This window comes from Streptomyces sp. NPDC127106, from assembly GCF_042677605.1.
GTDB lineage: Bacteria > Actinomycetota > Actinomycetes > Streptomycetales > Streptomycetaceae > Streptomyces.
In genome coordinates this window covers 40,173-60,190 of sequence record NZ_JBHXTC010000012.1, presented here as the reverse complement: position 1 = coordinate 60,190, position 20,018 = coordinate 40,173, and the positions used below count along the sequence as shown (strand labels likewise).

Annotated in this window: 17 protein-coding genes; 5 read left to right on the top strand and 12 right to left on the bottom strand. The window is 74.4% G+C overall.

Features of this window, described 5'->3' with window-relative positions:
* Window positions 1–3: 3 nt before the first annotated feature.
* From ACFVGY_RS13825 to ACFVGY_RS13810, 4 genes are read left to right on the top strand one after another with little or no spacing between them, the layout of a single operon-like run.
* The gene (locus ACFVGY_RS13825) at window positions 4–1,284 is read left to right on the top strand and encodes a biotin carboxylase N-terminal domain-containing protein (protein WP_385675812.1); all 1,281 of its coding nucleotides are present in this window, start codon (window positions 4–6) and stop codon (window positions 1,282–1,284) included.
* 1 nt (window position 1,285) lies between these two features.
* Window positions 1,286–2,305, top strand: coding sequence for a TauD/TfdA family dioxygenase (locus tag ACFVGY_RS13820; protein ID WP_385675809.1), 1,020 nt, complete (start codon window positions 1,286–1,288; stop codon window positions 2,303–2,305).
* Window positions 2,302–3,351 (top strand): methyltransferase, encoded by a 1,050-nt coding sequence (locus ACFVGY_RS13815; RefSeq protein WP_385675806.1) that lies wholly within the window; start codon window positions 2,302–2,304, stop codon window positions 3,349–3,351. The genes ACFVGY_RS13820 and ACFVGY_RS13815 overlap by 4 nt, the downstream gene beginning before the upstream one ends.
* A 52-nt stretch (window positions 3,352–3,403) precedes the next feature.
* Window positions 3,404–4,651 (top strand): hypothetical protein, encoded by a 1,248-nt coding sequence (locus ACFVGY_RS13810; protein WP_385675803.1) that lies wholly within the window; start codon window positions 3,404–3,406, stop codon window positions 4,649–4,651.
* Between the two features lie 58 nt (window positions 4,652–4,709).
* On the opposite strand, the gene ACFVGY_RS13805 is transcribed toward ACFVGY_RS13810, so the two are convergent.
* The 12 genes from ACFVGY_RS13805 to ACFVGY_RS13750 form a co-directional block, all read right to left on the bottom strand.
* The gene (locus ACFVGY_RS13805; protein ID WP_385675800.1) at window positions 4,710–5,927 is read right to left on the bottom strand and encodes an MFS transporter; all 1,218 of its coding nucleotides are present in this window, start codon (window positions 5,925–5,927) and stop codon (window positions 4,710–4,712) included.
* Window positions 5,927–6,586 (bottom strand): thymidylate kinase, encoded by a 660-nt coding sequence (locus ACFVGY_RS13800; RefSeq protein ID WP_385675797.1) that lies wholly within the window; start codon window positions 6,584–6,586, stop codon window positions 5,927–5,929. The genes ACFVGY_RS13805 and ACFVGY_RS13800 overlap by 1 nt, the downstream gene beginning before the upstream one ends.
* 191 nt (window positions 6,587–6,777) lie before the next feature.
* On the bottom strand, window positions 6,778–8,361 hold the full coding sequence (locus tag ACFVGY_RS13795; RefSeq protein WP_385675794.1) for a glutamine synthetase family protein: 1,584 nt from the start codon (window positions 8,359–8,361) through the stop codon (window positions 6,778–6,780).
* Window positions 8,358–9,833, bottom strand: coding sequence for an amidase (locus tag ACFVGY_RS13790; protein ID WP_385675791.1), 1,476 nt, complete (start codon window positions 9,831–9,833; stop codon window positions 8,358–8,360). The genes ACFVGY_RS13795 and ACFVGY_RS13790 overlap by 4 nt, the downstream gene beginning before the upstream one ends.
* Window positions 9,823–11,571, bottom strand: a complete 1,749-nt coding sequence (locus tag ACFVGY_RS13785; RefSeq protein ID WP_385675788.1) for a hypothetical protein — start codon at window positions 11,569–11,571, stop codon at window positions 9,823–9,825. The genes ACFVGY_RS13790 and ACFVGY_RS13785 overlap by 11 nt, the downstream gene beginning before the upstream one ends.
* Window positions 11,572–11,637: 66 nt before the next feature.
* Window positions 11,638–12,042 (bottom strand): GNAT family N-acetyltransferase, encoded by a 405-nt coding sequence (locus ACFVGY_RS13780; RefSeq protein WP_385675785.1) that lies wholly within the window; start codon window positions 12,040–12,042, stop codon window positions 11,638–11,640.
* The gene (gene purB / locus ACFVGY_RS13775; protein WP_385675782.1) at window positions 12,029–13,336 is read right to left on the bottom strand and encodes an adenylosuccinate lyase; all 1,308 of its coding nucleotides are present in this window, start codon (window positions 13,334–13,336) and stop codon (window positions 12,029–12,031) included. Before purB ends, ACFVGY_RS13780 begins: the two co-directional genes overlap by 14 nt.
* A gap of 129 nt (window positions 13,337–13,465) precedes the next feature.
* Entirely contained in the window at window positions 13,466–15,421 is a 1,956-nt protein-coding gene (locus tag ACFVGY_RS13770) for a BTAD domain-containing putative transcriptional regulator (RefSeq protein WP_385675780.1), read from the bottom strand.
* An 81-nt stretch (window positions 15,422–15,502) separates the two neighbouring features.
* Window positions 15,503–15,793, bottom strand: a complete 291-nt coding sequence (locus ACFVGY_RS13765) for a PqqD family protein (RefSeq protein WP_385675777.1) — start codon at window positions 15,791–15,793, stop codon at window positions 15,503–15,505.
* Complete coding sequence (locus tag ACFVGY_RS13760) at window positions 15,793–16,575, bottom strand: hypothetical protein (RefSeq protein ID WP_385675774.1); 783 nt, start codon at window positions 16,573–16,575, stop codon at window positions 15,793–15,795. The genes ACFVGY_RS13765 and ACFVGY_RS13760 overlap by 1 nt, the downstream gene beginning before the upstream one ends.
* 620 nt (window positions 16,576–17,195) lie before the next feature.
* Window positions 17,196–17,705 carry a DUF5956 family protein gene (locus tag ACFVGY_RS13755; protein WP_385675771.1) on the bottom strand — a complete coding sequence of 170 codons (510 nt, stop codon included), beginning with the start codon at window positions 17,703–17,705 and terminating at the stop codon, window positions 17,196–17,198.
* A gap of 203 nt (window positions 17,706–17,908) precedes the next feature.
* Window positions 17,909–18,076, bottom strand: coding sequence for a hypothetical protein (locus ACFVGY_RS13750; protein WP_385675768.1), 168 nt, complete (start codon window positions 18,074–18,076; stop codon window positions 17,909–17,911).
* A gap of 129 nt (window positions 18,077–18,205) precedes the next feature.
* Here ACFVGY_RS13750 and ACFVGY_RS13745 point away from each other — a divergent pair, with 129 nt between their 5' ends.
* Window positions 18,206–20,005, top strand: a complete 1,800-nt coding sequence (locus ACFVGY_RS13745; protein ID WP_385675766.1) for a prolyl oligopeptidase family serine peptidase — start codon at window positions 18,206–18,208, stop codon at window positions 20,003–20,005.
* Window positions 20,006–20,018 lie beyond the last annotated feature (13 nt).

Sequence of the window (20,018 nt, the reverse complement as noted above, 5' to 3'; positions counted from 1 at the left end):
GCCATGAGAAGAGTCCTGATCGCCAACCGCGGTGCGATCGCGGCCCGGGCCATCGCCACCTTCCGCACGCTGGGATGGTCGCCGATCGCCGTCGCCGCCGTCTCGGACCCTCAGCGGCTCCACACCCTCGCCGCGGACGGCCGGGAGTGGCTCGACGGCACGGGGCTCGCCGGGACGTACGACCACGTCGGCCGGATCGTCGACGCGGCCCGGCGCTGCGGGGCCGACGCGGTCTACCCGGGCTACGGGGCCCTCGCGGAGGACCCCGCGCTGCCCGAGCAGCTGGCGGAGGCCGGCATCGGGTTCATCGGGCCGACGGCCGGGGTGCTCGCGGCGGCCCGGGACAAGGACCACGCCGTGGCCACGGCCGACCGGCTCGGCCTGCCCGTGCTCCCGCACGCCACGGGACGCGGGGCGATCGGCCGGCTGGTCAAGGAGATCGGACTGCCCGTCATCCTCAAGCCGGTCACCGGCTGCGGGGGCCTCGGTGTGCGCATCGTGCACACCGAGGCGGACGCCGGGCAGGCCCTCGCCCTCATGGCCGCGGACGGCGACGACTGGTACGCCGAGCGGTACGTGGACCGCGGCCACGTCGTCGGCGTCACCGTCGCCGTCGACGCCGCCGGCACCGTGCACCCGCTCGGCGAGCGCGAGAGCCTGCTGGTGGACGGCAGCATGAAGCTGCTGGAGGCCTCGCCCGTCCAGGGGGTGGCCCCCGGGCTGCTGGAGCGGATGCGCGCGGACACGGCGAAGCTGGTCACCGGGATGGGCCTGCGGGGCGTGGCGACCGTCGAGTTCATCACCGGCGCGGGCCATCACTGGTTCCTGGAGGTCAACGGCCGGCTGCCGCTGGCGTACCGGATGTGCGAGGCGCAGACCGGTCGGGACGTGATCGCGCTCCAGACGGAGCTGGCGCAGGGCGCCGTGCTCGCCCCGGGTGCCGTGCGCGTCGACCGGGACGTGCACTGCCTGGAGGCCCGGCTGTTCATCGAGCCCGGCCCCGACGGGCAGGGCGGCCCGATCACCTCCCTGGTGCTGCCGCCCGAGCCGGGGGTGACGTACAACTGCACGCTCGACACCGCGCGGCCGGTCGTGCTCGACAACATCGTCACGCAGGTCCTCGCCCGCGCCGACAGCAGGCAGACGGCGGCCGGGGCGGTGCTCCGGGCCGTCGAGGGCGTGGGGACAGCGGGGGTCGCGCACTGCGCGGAACAGATAGCCGTGTGGCTGCGGGGCTCCGGGACCGTCCCGGAGCGCGCGGGCAGCCAGGCCTTGGGAGTCTGACTTGAACAGCAACGATCCGTTCGCAGCCGTCCGTCACGCCGTCGACCGCGACCTGGCCACCGCCGTCGCCGAGAGCGCCGGCGACCCGGCCGGGCAGCCCTGGTACGGGGAGTTCGGCGGCACCCTGCGCGCTCTGGTGCGGCGTCACCTGGACGCCCGGCCCGGATACTTCGTCCTCGGCGGCCTCGGCCACCTGAACGAGGAGCAGGCCCGGCGGTTCACGGTCGCGGTGTCGGAGCTGGCCGGCGAACTGCTGCCGCAGGACGGTGCGGGCGCCCTGCTGCGGGACGTACGCGACCGCGGGGTCAGGCTCGGCGAGGGCGCGACCGGCCGCTACTCGGACAGCCGGCAGGGCGGCAGCCTGCACACGGACGCCGCGCACCGCCCGGGGCGGCTTCCGGACATTTTCACGCTGTTCTGCCTCCGGCAGGCCGTCAGCGGCGGGTCCCTGGTCATGGTGCACGTCGCCGACCTGCTGGACATCCTCCGGGACCACCCTCGGGAGCTCGCCACGCTGCGGCTGCCCGTCCACTTCGACACCCGCGACGACACCCCGGGCGTGCCGCTGACCACCGAGCGGCCCGTGTTCGTGTACCGGGGCGGCCGCGAGCGGATGTACTACCTGCGCGACTACATCGAGATCGGGCACCGCCACCCGCACGTCCCGCCGCTGACCCCCGAGCAGGTCAAGGCGCTCGACCTGCTCGACTCGCTGCTCGACCGGCGCGACCTGCAGACGCACGGGCGCCTGCAGCCCGGCGAGATGATCTTCATCGACAACCGGTCGATCGTCCACGGCAGGACCGCCTTCCAGGACGTCACCCCGGCCGGCAGCAGCGGCGGCGGCCGGCTGATGCTCCGCACCTGGATCGGGCTGCCCGGGCAGGAAACGGAACGGCTGGGAGCGGAACGGGTGGGAGCGGAACGGCTGGGAGCGGAACGGCTGGGAGCGGAACGGCTGGGAGCAGAAGGGGCGGGAGCGGAAGGGGCGGGAGCCGAAGAGGCGGGAGCCGTCCGGTGACGCCGGTCGTCGCCGAGCTGGAGCGGCTGGGCCTCGCGGAGTTCCTGGCCGACTTCCCCGGGGACGGGGTCGACCGCCTCGAATGGGCCGCGGGCCTGCGCCGCCTCGACGGCGGGCTGCGCACCGTCGCCGGATTCCTGCTGCTGGGCGAGCCCGTCCGGGAGGAGCTGCTGCCCCCGGCGCTCCGCGGTGTCCTCCCGGCCCTGGTCAAGGGCGGTGTCGCCGTCCGCGGCGCGGCCGGGGTGCAGTTGGTGGACGTCAGCCTGTTCCGCGCCGGCGGGGTCTGGCTCTTCGCGGAGCCGCCGAGCCCCTTCCCGGTACGGCACTACTTCGGCCGGGACTCGGTCGCCCTGTCCCGCCGGACCGGCTACCGGCCCGGCGGCCGGGTCCTCGACCTGTGCTCCGGGCCGGGCTTCCAAGGGCTGGTCGCCGCCCGGCAGGGCGCCCCGGCGACCCTGGTGGAGCTGCTGCCCGGGACGGCCGCGGTGGCCCGCCTCAACGCGGAGCTCAACGGGGTGGCCGACCGGGTGGAGGTCCTGGTGGGGGACCTGTACGCGCCGCTGCCGGCGGAGGTGGAGCCGTACGACCGGGTCATCGCGAACATCCCGTTCCTGCCGACCCTCTCCCCCCGCGGTGAGGAGGCCGCCCATGAGGGCGGCGAGGACGGCTTCAGCGTCGGCCGGCGCGTCCTGGCCGGACTCCCCCGGTACCTGGCCCCCGGCGGCGCCGCCCACCTCACCGCGCTGCTGCTCCAGACGGACCGGGGTCTGGTCGCCGGCGGGGAACTGTGCGCCTGGGCCGCGGAGCACGGCTGCGGCCTGACCGTCACGCTGACCGACCGGATGGCGGTGGACGCCGACTCCGACCTCGTGCAGACCACCGTCTCGGACCGCCTGGAGACCGATCCGGAGGCCGCACCCGAGGAACTCACCGCGGCCGCCGCCGGCATGTACGCGCGGCACGGCGCGACCGCCGCCCGCCTGGCCTATCTGCGCGTCGACCACGGGATGGCCGACTTTCGCGTGTTCGACCGTGCGGGAGGCTGAAGCTGGCTAGCGTGATCCGCAACTGCGACCACGAACCGGAAGGACGTGCACGGTGACGGCTGGGACGGCTGGGACGGCTGGGACAGGCAGTACGGCAGGTCAGGCAGGCGGGACGGACGGGGCGGACGGGGCGGACGAGACGGGCGGGGCACGACCGGAGGTACGGGAACTCCGCTCGATCCGCGACGCGCAGCCCGGCGCGTGGGACGCCCTCGCCGGGGACGCCGCCCTCTACTCCAGCCACCGCTGGCTGCTGTACGGCGAGGAGCTCGCCGACTCCGCCTCCCGGCACCTGGTCGCCTCCGCCGGCGGCTCGGACGTCGCGGCCCTGCCCACCCACCGCTTCACCGAAAAGGTCCCGCACTTCTACGACCCGGCCGTGCTCTTCCCGGGCGCCGCCGAGCCCGCCACGCCCGAGCGGCCCCTGCTGCTGGGCGGCACCCGACTCGGCTACACCAGCGAGGTCATCGTCGCCCCCGGCACCACCGGGCCCGTTGCCGAGGCGGGCACGGCCGTCCTGCTCGACCGGTTCCGGAAGCTGGGCGCGGCCGAGGGAGCGCTGACGGCCCTGCTCTACCTCACCGACGCCTCCGTGGAGCGGCTGCTGCCGCTGCTGGGCCCGCGCGACCGGGTGGTGCTGATGGACGCCACCGCCGTGCTCGCCGTCCCGCCGGACGGGATGGACGGCTACCGCGCCCTGTTCACCGCGCGGCAGTTCAAGTCCCGGCGCCTGGAGATGCGGCGCTACGCGGAGGCCGGCTGCCGCACGGAGGTGCAGCGGCTGTCGGAGTGCCACCACCTGCTGGGCCCGCTGTCCGCGCAGGTCCTGCGCCGGTACGGACACCCGGTCACCGACGAGGGCGAGTCCGAGCGGTTCGCCCAGCAGGCCCCGCTGTTCGACGACAACTGCCGGGTGCTGACCGCCTGGCAGGGGGACCGGATGGTGGGGTTCACCCAGTTCTTCTTCTGGGGCCGGACGATGTACGCACGCTCGCACGGGCTGGACGACTCGATCGGCCGCGAGGCCAAGCTCTACTTCAACCTGACCTACTACGAGGCGGTGAAGTACGCGGCCGCGCACGGGTACCGGCTGCTGGACCTGAGCTGCGACGCCTTCGAGGCCAAGGTGACGCGCGGCGCCCGGCTGCAGCCGCTGTGGGGCGTCGTCCTCGACGCCCCCTGGTCCGGGCCGGTCCTGGACCGCGTACGCGCCGAGGAGAAGGCCCGGCGGGAGGAGTACGCCGCTCACGACGCGGGGATCGAGTCCGAGGTGGCCCGGCTGGTGGCGGCCCGCGGCTAGGAGCCGCCCGCAGGTGTGCGCGGGCCCCGGTGCGTAGCGGCCGCGCCCCGGCGGCCGGTCAGCCGGTCGGCCGGGGCTCCGCCTCCTTCAGGTCACGGCCGCGTTCGGCGATGGCCGCCACCGGCGGCACCGCCGCACCCGCCGCCACCATGATCGCCACGAGGGCGATCCAGCCCACCGGTCCCGCGCTCAGGCACAGGGCGTTCAGGACCGTCGGCGCCACCGCCCCGCCGATGCCGACGCCGACGGAGAACACGCCCTGGTACTCGCCCTGGGCGTGCTCCGGGGCGAGGCCGAACGACAGGGCGTACTCCCCTGCCGTGAACAGCATCTCCCCGAAGGTCAGCGCCGCCGTGCCGACCAGGATCAGCCCCATCGCCGTGTACGTGCTCACGTGCGCGGCGGCGAAGACGAGGCCCATGGCCGCCGCGATCACCGGTCCGCTGCGCCGCATCGCCAGCGCCCCGTCGCGCGGGGTCTCCACCCCCTTGGCCACCCTGGTCTGCAGGAGCACCACCAGACCGCAGCTGAGCGCGAAGACCAGCGACACGGTCCAGCGCGGTGCGTCGGTGTACTCGGCGATCCACACCGGCATCAGCACGGTCATGAACACATCGAACATCACGAGGGTGCCCGCGAGCATGCTCACGGCGAGGAACGGCTTGTCCGCGAGCGCGTAGCGCTGCCCGCCGCCGGACTCCCGCGGCGGGGGCGGCAGGTGCGGCAGCCGGGCCACCAGCAGCGCCGCCACCAGGTACGACACGACGTCCGCGCAGATCGCGATCACGTACGCGGTCCGGGTGTCGGCCTGTAGCGCGAGGCCGCCGAGCAGCGAGCCGGAGACCATAGCGAGGTTCTGCAGGGAGTAGATCCGCGCCCGGTAGGCCACCTTGTCGCGGCCGCCGACGTACGCGATCAGGGCCCCGCTGATCGCCGGGAAGGCGCCGCGCCCGAGGGCGATCAGGGTGATCACCACGAGGAAGCCGCCCATGCCGTCGACGGTCAGCAGCGCGGCGGCGGCGCCCGCCTGGGCGACCAGGCCGGCGACGCCCACCTCGCGCGGCCCGAACCGGTCGGCGAGCCGGCCCACGATCGGACCGGCGGCCAGCCCGGCCAGCCCGGCGGCGGTCAGCCCCAGGACGACGTTGCCCGTGGACAGGCCCACGGAGCGGACGAAGAACAGCACCTGCAGGGGTGCCCAGCTGCCCGCCCCGAGGTAGCGCACGAACAGCGCGGCCGCGAGGCCGCGCCGCAGGCTCCGCTGGTCGCGCGCCATCAGTGTCCGACCGGGGCGTCGGCCGCGGAGCGGGGGTTGACCACCACGCCCAGCTTCGGCGCGAGCAGCTTGCGCAGCTGCTGGGCCGCCGCTTCGGCCGTGTTGGCGCGGATGACGTCCCAGCCGTGCTGTCCGGCCCACTCCAACATGACCTCCCGTACGGCCGCCTGGTGGGACAGGAAGCTCTCCGGTCGGCATTCGGGGTCGCGGCCGCACTCGTAGGGGGTGATGTCGCCCTTCTTGCGGCGCAGCGCCTCCTCGGGGGTCACGTCGAAGAAGACGACGGTGTCCACGGGTGCCATCGCGCCCACGATGCCGTCCACGAGCTCCTGCGGGCAACCGGCGAGCAGTTCGGTGGCCGCGTGCTTGATCCAGTAGCCGTCGAGGACGACGAGGTCCGCTTCGGCGGCCCTGGCGCGTTCGGCGGCGAAGGAGTTGAGCCAGGCGAGGAAGAGCATGCGGGCCGGGTTCGGCATCTCGGCGATGCAGACGCGCAGTTCGTCCAGGGTGGTGCCGCGCAGGAACCGGGCCTGCGGGACCTCCGCCTCCTCGAAGACCTGCCACTTGCCGGCCACGGCGAACGACAGGCCCTGGCTCTCGGCCCACGACCGCAGGCGCTTGACCTGCGTGCTCTTGCCGGCGCCGTCGGGTCCGTCCATCGCAACGATCACTGTTCATATCCCTTCGGAAGATCCGCCACGGGCGTTGCCGTACGGAAGTCGTGCACTGCCGCGCCGGTTTCGGTGCTTCGGGTGGGTTCGGGTGGGTTCAGTGTGGCGCGGCAGCCCCGCCCGGGGCGGAGACGACGCCGGGGTCGGCCCGTCTCCGCCCGCCCGGTCAGTACGCCCGGTCAGTACGCGGCGAAGTACTCACGGTGCTCCCACGCGGTGACCTCCCCGGCCCCGGCCGCCCCGGCCGCCCCGGCGGCGGCCAGCCACTCCTCGAACCGGGCCACCTCGCTGCGCTTGAGCTGGACGAGGCAGTCGTGGAGCTGCTTGCCGAGCAGGTCGCGGGCCAGGGTGCTGTCCTGCATCGCGGCGACCGCCTCGCCGAGGTCGCGGGGCAGCGGCGCGGCCGAGGGGGCGTGCGGGTCCTCGGCGGCGGCGCCGGGGCGCAGCCCGCGTTCGATGCCGTCCAGGCCGGCGGCGAGCTGGGCGCCGAGGTAGAGGTACGGGTTGGCGCAGGGCTCGCCGAGGCGGTTCTCGACGTGGGTGGACTCCTCGCCGCTACCGCCGAGGACGCGGACGAGGGCACCACGGTTCTCGGCGCTCCACACGACGCGGTCCGGGGACAGCGAGAACTGCTCGGCGAGGCGGCGGTAGCCGTTGACGGTCGGTACGCAGAACAGCGCGGTGCCGGCGGCGTGTTCGAGCAGTCCGGCGAGGTACGCGAGGCCCTCGTCGGACAGCGGGGCGCCGCCGCCCCCGGCGGGCACGAACGCGTTGCGGTCTGCCGCGGTGTCGAACAACGACTGGTGCAGGTGCCAGCCGCTGGCGTCGAAGCGGTCGAGCCGGGGCAGGGCCATGAACGAGGCGTGGTGGCCGAGCCGGGCGCAGACCTGCTTGGCGACGGTGCGGAAGAGCAGCATGGCGTCGGCGGCGTCGAGGGCGTTCATCGGAGCGAAGGTGAACTCCAGCTGGCCGGGGCCCGATTCGTGCTCGACGGTCCGCAGCGGCAGCCCGAGCTCGCGGACGGCGCGCGCGAGCGGGGCGACGACGTGCATCAGCCCGTCGGTGAAGCTGTCGAGGTTGAACTGGTAGCCACCGTTGACGGGTTCGACGACGGGCGGCTCGCCCTGGACGCCGAAGCCGCCGACGGCCGCGGCGGCCGCGCCGGGCGCCGGTTCGGCCAGCCGGGTCAGGTACCACTCCACCTCCAGACCGACGACGGACTGCAGGCCGCGGGCGGCGGCGCGCTCGCTCTGGCGGCGCAGGACGGCGCGGCTGGACAGCGGGTGGGGGCTGCCGTCGCGCAGGTACTCGTCGGCGATGACCCAGCCGGTGGCCGCCTCGGTGTACGGCAGCACCTTGAAGGTGAGCGGGTCGGGAACGATCAGGAAGTCGCCGGCGCCGGTCAGTTCGGGGATGCCGATGCCGCCGCCCGGCGCGAAGAAGTCCACGCCGACGGCGTGCCCGGTGTCGAAGACGAACGGGCCCGGGCTCATGTCGATGCCGTTGCGCAGGGCGGTGCGGAAGGCGTCGACGGTGAGGGTCTTGGAGCGCACCAGCCCGTGCGGGTCGCCGAAGCCGACCCGTACGAACTCGAGGGAGGACAGGGTGTCCTCCAGGGCGTCCGCGGCGGCCCGCTGGGTCTCGTTCCACAACCCGTGCCGTGCGACGAAGCCGACGCTGCCGGTGGCGAAGCGGGCGTAGCGGGCGTAGCGGGGCGCGCCGGCGGCCTGGGGGGATCCGGTCTGGGATCCGGTCGTCGTCATCGTGTTCCCTCTTCCGGACGGTGCTGCGTGAGTGCCGGGTACCAGTGGTGCCAGGGGCGGTCCTGCTCCAGCTGGCGTGCGGCGGCGAGGACGGTGCGGTCGGCGTGGCGGGCGCCGACGAGCTGCAGGCCGACGGGCAGCCCGTCGGGGGACAGTCCTGCGGGGACGGACACGGCCGGCTGGCCGGTCAGGTTGAAGGTGTAGGCCTCGGGCGCCCAGGCCAGCCAGGACAGGGCGCCCTTGCGGACGGGTTCGGCCGGCTCGTGCCGCTCCGCGGCGAACGGGGCGACGGCCACGGTCGGCATGGCGAGCAGGTCGTACCGCTCCATCAGGGCCTGGGCGTCGGCGCGCAGCCGGCTGCGCGTCTCGTACGCCTGGGCGAGGCGTACGGCGTCGAGGCCGCGCCCGTGGCGGATGACCTCCAGGCGGCCCGGGTCGAGCCGGTCCGCGACCTCGTCCAGGTCCGCCGCGTGGGCGGCCGCTTCCCAGGCGGCCAGGATCGTCTCCAGCGCCGGGTACGGGTCCTCGAACGGGGGCTCGATCTCCTCGACGGTGTGCCCGCGGGCGGCCAGGACCTCCACGGCCCGGCGGGCGACGGCGGCGGTGCCGGGCCACGGGGCGGGCGCGCCGAGCGAGGCGGTCCAGCCGATCCGCAGCCCCCGGAGCCGCCCGGCCGCGGCCTCCAGGTCGCCGGCCGGGTCGCCGTCGGGGCCGCCCGCGAGGCCGGCGGGCAGCCCGCAGGACAGCGGGTCGCGCACGTCGGGGCCGGACATCACGTGCGTGAGCAGCGCGGCGTCCCCGACCGTCCGGGTGAGCGGGCCCAGGTGGGAGAGTTCCTCGGGGCTGTGCGGCACGTACGGGATCCGGCCCAGCGAGGGCTTGAAGCCGACGACCCCGCAGAACGCGGCGGGGATGCGGATCGACCCGGCGCCGTCGGTGCCGGTGGCGCCGACGCCCACCCCCACGGCCACCGAGGCGGCCGCGCCGGCGCTGGAGCCGCCGGGGGTGCGGGTGGGGTCCCAGGGGTTGCGGGTGGGGCCCTGGAGCCGGTTCGCGGAGGCGGCGCTCCAGCCGCCCTCGCTGGTGTTGGTCTTGCCGATGACCACCGCCCCGGCGGCCCGCAGCCGCGCCACGGCCGGGGCGTCCCGGTCGGGGACGGTGTCCGCGTGCAGCAGGGAGCCGCGGGTGGTGCGCAGGCCCGCCGTCGCCGTGAGGTCCTTGACCGAGACCGGCATGCCCAGCAGCGGCCGGCCCCGCCAGGCGGCCGTCCCGTGCCGGTGCAGGAGCCGGTCGGCGCCGGCGGCCTCGGCCGTCGCCCGCTCCCGGGCGACGGTGAGGAACGCCCCGAGGTACGGCTCCCACTGCTCCAGCAGCGCGAAGGTGGCGGCCAGGTGCTCCGAGGGGAGCAGGCTGCCGTCCGCGTACCGGGCGCGGAGGGTGCGGATGTCGGCGAACCGTGGGTCAGGCGCCATGGAAGTCCCGGAACCAGCCGTTGTCGAAGTCGGTGACCTCCAGGCCGCGGTCCGCGGCCGCCTGGTGGAGCAGCGCCTGCATGCGGCCCGTGATCATGGCGGCCCGCAGGTCCGGCAGCCCGAACCGGTCCCCGGAGGTGCGCAGCAGCCGCAGGTCGTAGAGGCCGGGCCGGTACGCCCCCTCCAGCACGATGCCGAGCGGCACGCGCAGGGCGTGCCGGACGCCGAAGGCGACGTGCCCGGTGTGGTGCTGGTCGGACCAGTCGGTGATGTCGGCCGTCATCGGCGCGAAGAACCAGTCGTCGCGCTGCGGGGTCTGCCCGGTCCAGGACATGGTGTGCGGCAGGTAGTGCCACGTGTTGTAGCGCATCCGCGCGCTGTACGCGGAGAGGGTCTTGGCGAGGGCGGCCCGGTCGTGTGCGAACCGGTCGGCGAAGGCGCGGCCCGGCGCCACGCAGCAGTAGAAGTCGCGGGTGGCCAGGGCGACCCGCTCCTCGGCGGGGACGGTGCTGTGCAGCGCGGTCACGCTCTTGGGGCCGCGGCCCATGGCCACGTCGCAGTCGAGGGCGTCGGCCACCGTCGCGAAGAAGCGGTGCAGGAAGCCCTCGTACGGGCTGGTGAACCCGGCCGGCGCGGCCTGCCGCACCACCTGTCCGACGACCTCCGCCGCGTAGGCCGCGGCCGCCGCGGGCGGGGCGTGGGAGGGCAGCGGCCGGCCGGCGGCCGCCGCGAGCAGGCCGGCGACCGGGCCGGGGAGCTCGTCCCAGGACGGCGGCTCGGGCATGATCCGCTCCCGCTTGTGCAGGGATGCGCCGTTGATCTCCCGGTATAAGACGGCCCCCCGGCCGAGCAGCCGGGCCCGGGCGGCGGCGCACGCGGCGGCGAGCCCGTCGAGCGCGGCTCCGGTCGGTTCGCCGGCCACGTCGGGGACCTCGGCGCCGTAGGCCCCGATGCGCTCGCGCAGGAAGCCGGCGAGCAGGTCCGGGGCGAGCTGCACGCCGTTGAACTCCTCGGCCCGGACCGGGGATCCGGAGCTGATGAGGGCGTGCAGGCACACGACGAAGACGGCGTCCTCGGGGGACCACTGCGCGACGGGCGTCCGCCGCAGCCGGGTCAGGACGGAGCCTTCGGCGCCGGGGGCCATGGAGCGCCCGGGCAGGTTGCTGAACCGGCCGAGGTTGCTGTAGCGGCGGTCGCCGACGTACAGCAGTACGGGGGCCATGTGGACGAGGGCGTGGCCGGTGGCGTCGATGCGCCGGTGGACGGCCTCGGGGCTCTGCTGGGCGAGCCAGCGGTGGACCTCCTCGAACTGGAGCCGTTCGACGTCCCGGGCCAGGGCGAAGAGCCGGCCCAGGGACTGGGGTCGGGACTGCCACTTGAGGGTGCCGAGGGCCTCGGCCTCCTCGTCGCCGGCCGGCCGGGTGCCGGCCGGGACGACGCGCAGCCGGCCGGTCTCGGTCAGCATCAGCAGGTCCCCGGCCCCGTCCCCGGCGGCGCCGTTCGCGTCGGCGGAGGGATCGGCGGACGGGACGAAGCCGGCGGCCTGCGACTCGGCGAGCTCGGTGTACACCTGCTCGCCGAGCCCCATGGCCGCGCGGCCGACCTGCTCGGGGACCATCCCGTCCAGGGTGGCCGCTATGCGGATGGCGTCGGCGGCCAGCGCGCAGCCGCGGGCCCGGGCGGCGGCCGCCGTGACCTGGGCATCGAATCCGGGCGTCTTCAGTTGCATGGTCGTCACCTACGGAACGTGATTCGACGGCGGTTCGGGACCGGGGAGGGGCGTCCGGTCCCGCAGGGCCCGGCCTCAGCCGAGCGCATCGAGGGTCCAGGCGGACTCGTGGCGGGTGAACCCGATGTGCGGGTAGTAGTCGACGGCGGCGGGGGCCGACAGCAGCACGAGCTTGGCCTGCGGTGCGGCCTCGCGGGTGGCGCGGACCAGGTCGCGGCCGACGCCCTGCCGCTGGAACGCGGCGTCCACGGCGATGTCGCTCAGGTAGGTGACGTACGAGCCGTCGGTGACCGAGCGGGCGATGCCGATCAGGCGGCCGTCGAGGCGGGCGGTGATCACGAGGTTGGCGCCCGCGAGCATGCGGGTGAAGCGCTCCACGTCCTCGACGGGGCGCCGCTCGCCCAGGGTGGACGCGCGGTAGAGGGCGATGACCTCGGCGACGTCGAGGCTGGCACCGACGACGGGCTCACACTTCCACATGGCTCTGCAGCTCCTTGCTCAGATCGTTCAGTCGGGACTTCAGGTGGTCGCGGTTTCCGAGGAAGCGCCGCGGGTCGAACTGCTCGCCGGTGACCTCGATGCCGCGGGCGGCGAGCCGGTCGGCCAGGGCCGACTCCTGCTCCCACGCCTCGGTGGCGGCGGCCTGGACGAGCCGGTAGGCCTCCTCGCGGTCCCGGCCCCGGGCGACCAGGTCCAAGAACACCTCGGAGCTGTAGACCAGGCCCCGGGTGGCGTCGATGTTGCGGGCCATCCGCTCGGGGAACACCCGCAGCCCGCGCAGCAGTTCGGCCGCCGACACCAGCTGGTAGTGGGCCGCGGTCAGGCTGTCGGGGAGGATGACCCGCTCCACGGAGGAGTGGGCGAGGTCCCGCTCGTGCCACAGGGCCACGTTCTCGCAGGCCGCCCCGGCGTTGGCCCGCAGGATCCGGGCGAGGCCGCACAGCCGTTCGCTCGTCGTCGGGTTGCGCTTGTGCGGCATGGCGCTCGACCCCTGGTAGGCGCTGGTCCGCGGTTCGTCGACCTCGCCGACCTCGGTGCGCTGGAGCATCCGCATCTCCAGGGCGAACTGCTCGACGACGGCCCCGGTCACGGCGAGCGCGGACAGCAGCTCGGCGTGCCGGTCGCGGGCCACGACCTGGGTGGGCACCGGCTCGACCCCGAGGCCGAGTTGGGCGCAGACCCGCTCCTCCACGTAGGGCGAGATGTGCGCGTACGTGCCGACGGGCCCGGAGATGGTGCCCACGGCCACGGCGGCCCGGGCGGCGGTCAGCCGGGCGATGCTGCGGTGCAGGGCGAAGGCGTGCACGGCGAGCTTCTGGCCGAAGGTGGTGGGCTCGGCGTGGATGCCGTGGGTCCGGGCGATGCAGACGGTGTCCCAGTGGTCGAGGGCGCGTTCCACGAGGACCTGCGCGAAGGCGCGGGCGGCGTCCAGGACGAGGTCGCAGGAGCGGGCGAGGAGGTGGCCGAGGGAGGTGTCGACGAGGTCGTAGCTCGTCATGCCGTGGTGCACCCAGCGGGCGGACTCCGACGGCATCGTCTCGGTGTAGGCGGCGAGGAACGCGAGGATCTCGTGGTCGCGGGTGCGTTCCAGCTCCCTGATCCGCTCGACCGCGGGGACGGGGGCGCGTCGGACGTCCTCCAGGCAGGCCTCGTCCACGACGCCCAGCTCGACCTGGGCGGTCGTCGCCAGCACCTCGACGCGCGCCCAGGTGGCGTACTTGTTCTCCTCGGTCCACAGGGCGGCCATCTCGGGCCGGGAATAGCGTTCGATCACGGTCGTTCTCCTCGGTTCTCCCCGTGGCCGCGGCCAGGGGCGGATGCGCCTCGGGCGGTGCGGCGGGGGCGGGTGTGGGGGGAAGGAGCTGGATGAGACGGAGCGGACGGGGCGGACGGGGCGGACGGCTCAGGCGGTGAAGCCGAGCTCGGGTGGGAGCGCCGCGGCGGCGCGGACGGCCGGGCCGGGCGCGGGCGGGGTGGCGCGCAGCGGGACGAGGGCCCCGGCCGGGCGCGCGTACCAGGCGGCCAGGGCGTCCTGCACCGCGCCGTGCCGGCTCTGTACGGAGTCCACGTTGAAGGTGAGTTCCCGCGCGTAGAGCCGGACCAGCCCGTGGTAGGAGAAGTGCACCCCGCTGCCCTTGACGAAGTCGGCGTCCAGCAGGTGTTGGGCGGCCAGCCGTTCGAGGATCTCCTCGGTCCGGTCGTCGGGCAGCCCGAGGGCGGCCGCCGCGACCCGCACCGACACCGAGGCCATCTCCAGCAGGCTGAGCAGGCGGAAGGCCCGCTGCTCAGGGGCGGCCAGGGCGGCGTAGCCGACGTCCAGGCTGTCACGGACGCTGAGGTCGCCGACCACCAGCTCGTCGAGCCGGCGGCGGTCCGACTCCATGCGGCGGGCGAGCTGCTCCAGGCTCCAGTGCGGGCGCTCCAGCAGCCGCGCGCCGACGATCCGGACGGCCAGCGGGAGCCGGCCGCAGTACCGCACCAGGTCCCGAGCCGCGCCGTCCTCGGCGGCCAGCCGCTCGGGGCCGATCATCCGGCCCAGGATGCCGAGGGACTCCCCCTCCGAGAGCAGGCCGAGGCGGACGTGCCGGGTGCCGCCGAGGGTCGACAGCATCTCCAGGCTGGTCACCACGGCCGCGCAGGTCGGCGAGGCCGGCAGCAGGGGCCGTACCCGGGCCTCGTCGGGGGCGCCGTCCAGCACGATCAGCACCCGCCGGTGGGAGAGCAGCCCCCGGTACAGGGCCACCCGTTCGGCGAGTTCCCCGGGCAGGGCCGTGGGCGCGACGCCGAGGGCGCGCAGGAGCTCGCCGAGCACCTCGGCCGGCTCGCGGAGGCGGCCTTCGCTCTGGAGCTCCGCGTACAGCTGTCCGTCGGGGAAGACGGGGCTGACGGCGTGGGCGAGGCGGACCGCCATGGTGGTCTTGCCGACGCCGGCGGCCCCGTACAGGTTGAGGGTCTGCGGCCCGGTGCGCTCGCCGCCGTCCCGGGAGACCGCCCGCAGCCACCGGCCCAGCTCCGCCTCGACGGCGGGCCGGGCGAACTCCGCGAGGCGCGGGGGCAGGGTGTACGGGGAGGCCGGGCTCGGGGCGCCGGCGCCGGCGCCGAAGGCCGGTGCCGCGGGATCCGGTTCCGGCGGTCCGGCGAGGATCCGCCGGTGCGTCTCGCGGAGCTCTTCGCCCGGTTCGACGCCGAGTTCCCGGGAGAGCAGCCGGCGGGCCTCCTGGTAGGTGCTGAGGGCCTCGCCCTGACGGCCCGCCTTGTACAGGGCCGTCATGAGCCGGCCCCATGCGCTTTCCCTGAAAGGGTGTTCGGATACCAGGGCCCGGAGCCGGGGCAGTACTTCCGCGTACCTGCCGACTGCCATTTCCGCGTCGGCCCAGTTTTCCGTCGCGTTCAGCCAGCGTTCAAGAAGGGCGGCCCCGTCGCCCTGCTGGAGGTATTCCGAGGGGATGTCGACGAGCGGGGTTCCCTTGGTCTGTTCCATGGCCTCGCGGAACAGCCGTGCCCGCCCGGCGGGTTCGGTGCACTCCTCGGCCTTCTTCAGCAGGGTGTTGAAGCGGTCGAGGTCCAGCCGCCCGCCCCCGGCCTCGATGGCGTAGCCCGAGGCGCGGCTGACGACGACGTCCGCGCCCAGGACTTTGCGCAGGCGGGCGACGTAGCCCTGGAGGGTCTTGCGCGCGGTCAGCGGGGGCTCGCCGCCCCAGAGCTGCTGGATGAGCTCCTCGGCCGTGAGCGTGCGGCCCGCCCGCAGCAGCAGGGAGGCCAGCACGACCCGGTGTTTCGCCTGCGGAATCTCTAATAACTTTCCGGCCCGCCGTACGGTCAGCGGACCAAATACATCGAACTGGAGATCGTCCAGCATGCGGTGCCCCCGATGTTCCAAATCCACGGGCAAATAAGCAAGGGGGTTCACCCCCGTTCGGCCCGGTGCCCGGAATACGCCTCAGGCGATTTTCACGACATCGTGTCGCGCGAGTTCCGTGAAGAGCTCCACGATGTCCGCGACGACGGATTCCTGATCGATGTCGTATTCCTCGGCGATCAGTGCGGCGATGTCGCGGACCGTCCGCTTCCCGTCGATCCCCCGCCAGATCGAGACGGCGGGGCCGGTCAGCTCGAAGAAGTGCTCGTACCCGCCGACGACCATGACGCCGCGGTGGTTGCGCATCTTCACGTTGAGCGGGAGGGAGGCGACCGAGTCCGGGCCGACCGTGGTGCTGTCGTCGAGCGGCATCAGACCGACACCTCCATGGAGATCCGCTGGCAGACGGCGATGGTCTCCTCGATCCACTTCTGCGGGTCGTCCGGGTCGAAGGAGCGCATGGTCTCGATGGCCCAGTACGCCTCGAACGGCAGCAGCTCCGGGTCGAGGATCTCCATGCGCCGGGCCCGCCACTTGGGCCACAGGCTGCCGAACTGGCCCTGGCTCGCCGCGAGCGCGTCGACCGCGTGGTTGAAGGCGTTGCGGGCGGCGATGACGGCGCTGTGCAGGTCTCCGCGGGCGATCTGGCCGGCCGTGTCCTCGGTGTAGCTGTCCGCCTGCTTCAGCGAGTTGACGATCAGCACGGACCGGTGGGCGGATGCGGCGAGCCGCTCGCGGGTCCGCTCCAGCCACGCGCCGTCGTCGGCGGCGGCCGCGTAGGGCAGCCGCTCCAGCATGGCGATCTCGTGGTAGCTGAGGGTGCGCCAGGTGCCCTGCTCGTCGGCGAACTGCTCGCGGGAGACCTTCTCCAGGACCTGCTCCAGCTGGGAGGAGGTCCAGTACTCGACGTCCCACCGGCGGCCGTCGACGAAGGTGCCCTCGTACTGGAGCGTGTTGGGCTCCAGGGCCACGTGGTTGGTCTCGTCGATCGTGCTGGCCCAGACGTCCCGGGTGACCACGTGGACGTCGAGGTCGCTGGTCGGGTTGCCCCAGCCTCTGATCAGGGAGCCGCTGGCGAACACGGTCTCGTACGCGGCCGGGAGCAGGTTGCGGCTCTTGAGCTCGGCGATTACCCCGGAGGTGTCATACGTCATGAGGCACGGCCCTTCCCCGTATCGGCCCGCTCTGTCCGAGGTCTTCGGAGTCGACGGGCATGGTTCCGCACCGGGCGCCGCCACGGCGTCCGAGCGGTCGGCAAGCCCCGGAATGGCGATCGCCGATTCCGCGGCCCAATTCCGGCACACCGAAAATATCGGCTGTCCGGTTTCGGACTCTAGCAATGATCGATAACGCCGCGGCAGTCCGGTTGATGCGACGTCAGTCACAGTACATGACCCTTGAACTTTCTTGCAGGCCAGCAGTATTGACGACATCTCACCGACTTCTCAAGACAGCCGATGGCGGAATTTGGACTTTACAGAACGCGGGATTCGGTGCCGGTCCGGGAGAAATACGGGAATCCGACACATCCCACGGCGAACACCGCAGCGGGGCCGAACCTGCCGGGAATGCCGTGCTCCAGGAGGAGTCCCACCGCGGACACGGGTCCCTGGGCGCGCCCCGGGGCTGCCGCGCGGGCAGCGCCCGCAGGGGACCGGCGGGGCCGCGGGGGCGTACGGGATCCCGCCACCGGTCGGCCCGCGGCGCAGCAGAACGCGTTCCCCCCGCCCGGCCCCGACCGCCTCGCCGACCCGGGGGTGCGGAGGGCCGGGGGCTACTCCTGCGCCGCCAGCGCCGCCAGTTCGGCCCGGGCCAGCTCCATGAAGGCCGCCGAGGCGGCGACCTCCACCCCGCGCCCGGCGGCCGACGACCCGAGGTGCTCCAGGACCGCGCCGACCGTGGCGAAGGGGCCGACCGGGCGCAGCAGCCACAGCCGGCCGGGCGGCCGGGGCGGCAGCCCGAGGGCGGCGACGGCCACGTCGGTCTCGCGGTCGAGGACGTGCAGGTCCGGCTCCTGCAGCGGGACGGCGTGCACGTCGGTGACGTGCCCGTGCCCGTCGAGGACGGTGTCCACCGCCCAGTGGGTGGACCGGTCGGGGATCCAGGCGCGGGCATGCGGGGGCCAGACGTACGGCAGGAACACCCAGGCCGCCCCCTCGGGCGCGGGCTCCCAGCCCAGCGCCTCCAGCTCCCGGACCTCCGGAAGCCGGTCCGGCTCCTGCTCGCTGCGGCCGCTGCGGCGCAGCGCGAGGGGATGCGGTGTTCCGCCCTCGTCCCACGACATGGCGAGAGGCTACCGGCGGGGTCCGGCCCGCGCCGGCCCGCCGCGCAGCCGGGCGTGCGCACGACCTGGTCCTCGGCGGTGACGTCGTCGGACGTGGGGCCGGACGGGCCGCCCGGCAGCCGGTCGGCCCGGCAGCCGGTCACCCCGTCGGCCCCGTGGCCCGTCGGCCCGTCAGCCCCGTGGCCCGTCGGCCCGTCGGCCCGTCAGCCGCGCTTGGCCTGGGCCTTCTGCTGCATGCCCCTCGTCTTCGCCGAGAGGGTCTGCGCTTCGCGGGCCGCGGACTTGGCGCGGGCCTCGGCAGCCGTGTTCTTCGCCCGCTCGTGCTCGCGCTCCGCGGCCTGTGCCGTACCGGCACGCGCCTTCTTGGTCATGACCAGTTCCTCCTCCGGCTTCGCGGGGGCGTATGACCTCCACTGTCCTCCCGTTCCGGGCGGGCGGCATCCGCAGCGGCGGCCGCCGGACCCCCTGGCCGCCGCACCCGATCGGGTTACATAGGGGGTATGACTGACAACACGGCCACGGGCATGCCCGACTGGGAGAAGCGCTTCCGGGCGCCGCGCGTCGCGCTGCCGGAATGGGCCGAGGACGCCCCGCACCGCTCGCTGTTCGTCTCCAACGCGACGGGGACCTACGAGCTGTACGCCTGGGACCGGGCCACCGGCACCCAGCGGCAGGCCACGGACCGGCCCAACGGCACCACCGACGGCACCCTCTCCCCCGACGGGGAGTGGATCTGGTGGTTCTCCGACACCGATGGCGACGAGTTCGGCACCTGGGTGCGCCAGCCCTTCGCGGGCGGCCCCGACGAGCCGGCCACCCCCGGCCTGAAGCCCTCGTACCCGGCCGGTCTCGCCATCGGCCGCGACGGGACCGCGGTCGTGGGCCGGTCCACCGACGAGGAGGGCTCGACCGTCCACGTGGTGCGGCCGGGCGGCGCGGAGCCGGTGGAGATCTACCGGCACCACGAGTCGGCGGGGGTCGGCGACCTGTCGCGGGACGGCACGCTGATCGCGATCGAGCACACCGAGCACGGCGACGCCATGCACTCCTCCCTGCGCGTGGTCGCCCTCGACGGCGCCACGGTCGCGGAGCTGGACGACTCCCGGGGCGGCACCGTCGAGCTGGGCCTGGAGGTCCTCGGCTTCGCCCCGGTCGCCGGCGACACCCGGCTGCTCGTCGGCCACCAGCGGCGCGGCCGCTGGGAGCCGATGGTGTGGGACGTGGCCACCGGCGCCGAGCAGGACCTGGCGCTGGACCTGCCGGGCGACGTGAGCGCCGAGTGGTACCCGGACGGCTCGGCCCTGCTCGTCGAGCACGCCTTCGAGGCGCGCAGCGAGCTGTGGCGCTACGACCTGGCGGCGCGGGAGCTGACCCGGGTGGAGACCCCGCCCGGCACGGTCTCAGGTGCGACGGCGCGGCCGGACGGAACGGTCGAGTACCAGTGGTCCTCGGCGGCCGAGCCCTCGGCGATCCGCTCGACGGCGGGCGGGGTGGTGCTGGAGCCGCCGGGCTTCCGGCCGCCCGGCTCGCTCCCGGTGGAGGACGTATGGGTCGAGGGCCCGGGCGGGCGGATCCACGCGCTCGCGCAGCGGCCCGTCGGCCACGGCGAGGGGCCCTTCCCCACCGTGTTCGAGGTGCACGGCGGTCCGACCTGGCACGACTGCGACGCCTTCGCCGCCGCCCCGGCGGCCTGGCTGGACCACGGCTTCGCGGTGGTCCGGGTCAACTACCGGGGCTCGACGGGGTACGGCCGCGAGTGGACCGACGCCCTCAAGCACCGGGTCGGGCTGATCGAGCTGGAGGACATCACCGCGGTCCGCGAGTGGGCGGTGGCCTCGGGCCTGGCCGACCCGGCCCGGCTGGTGCTCTCGGGCGGCTCCTGGGGCGGCTACCTGACGCTGCTGGGCCTGGGCATGCAGCCGGAGGCCTGGGCGGTGGGGCTGGCCGCCGTACCGGTCGCGGACTACGTGACGGCGTACCACGACGAGATGGAGGCACTGAAGTCCCTGGACCGCACCCTGTTCGGCGGCACGCCGGAGGAGGTTCCGGAGCGCTTCGCGGCGTCCTCCCCGCTCACGTACGTGGACGCGGTGCGGGCGCCGGTGCACATCGCGGCGGGCGTGAACGACCCGCGCTGCCCGATCCGGCAGATCGACAACTACGTCGACCGGCTGGCGGCGCGCGGCGCGGTGCACGAGGTGTACCGCTACGACGCCGGGCACGGCTCGCTGGTGGTGGAGGAGCGGATCAAGCAGGTCAGGATGGAGATCGACTTCGCGCTGAAGCACCTGCCCCGCTGAACCGGGGGACGGG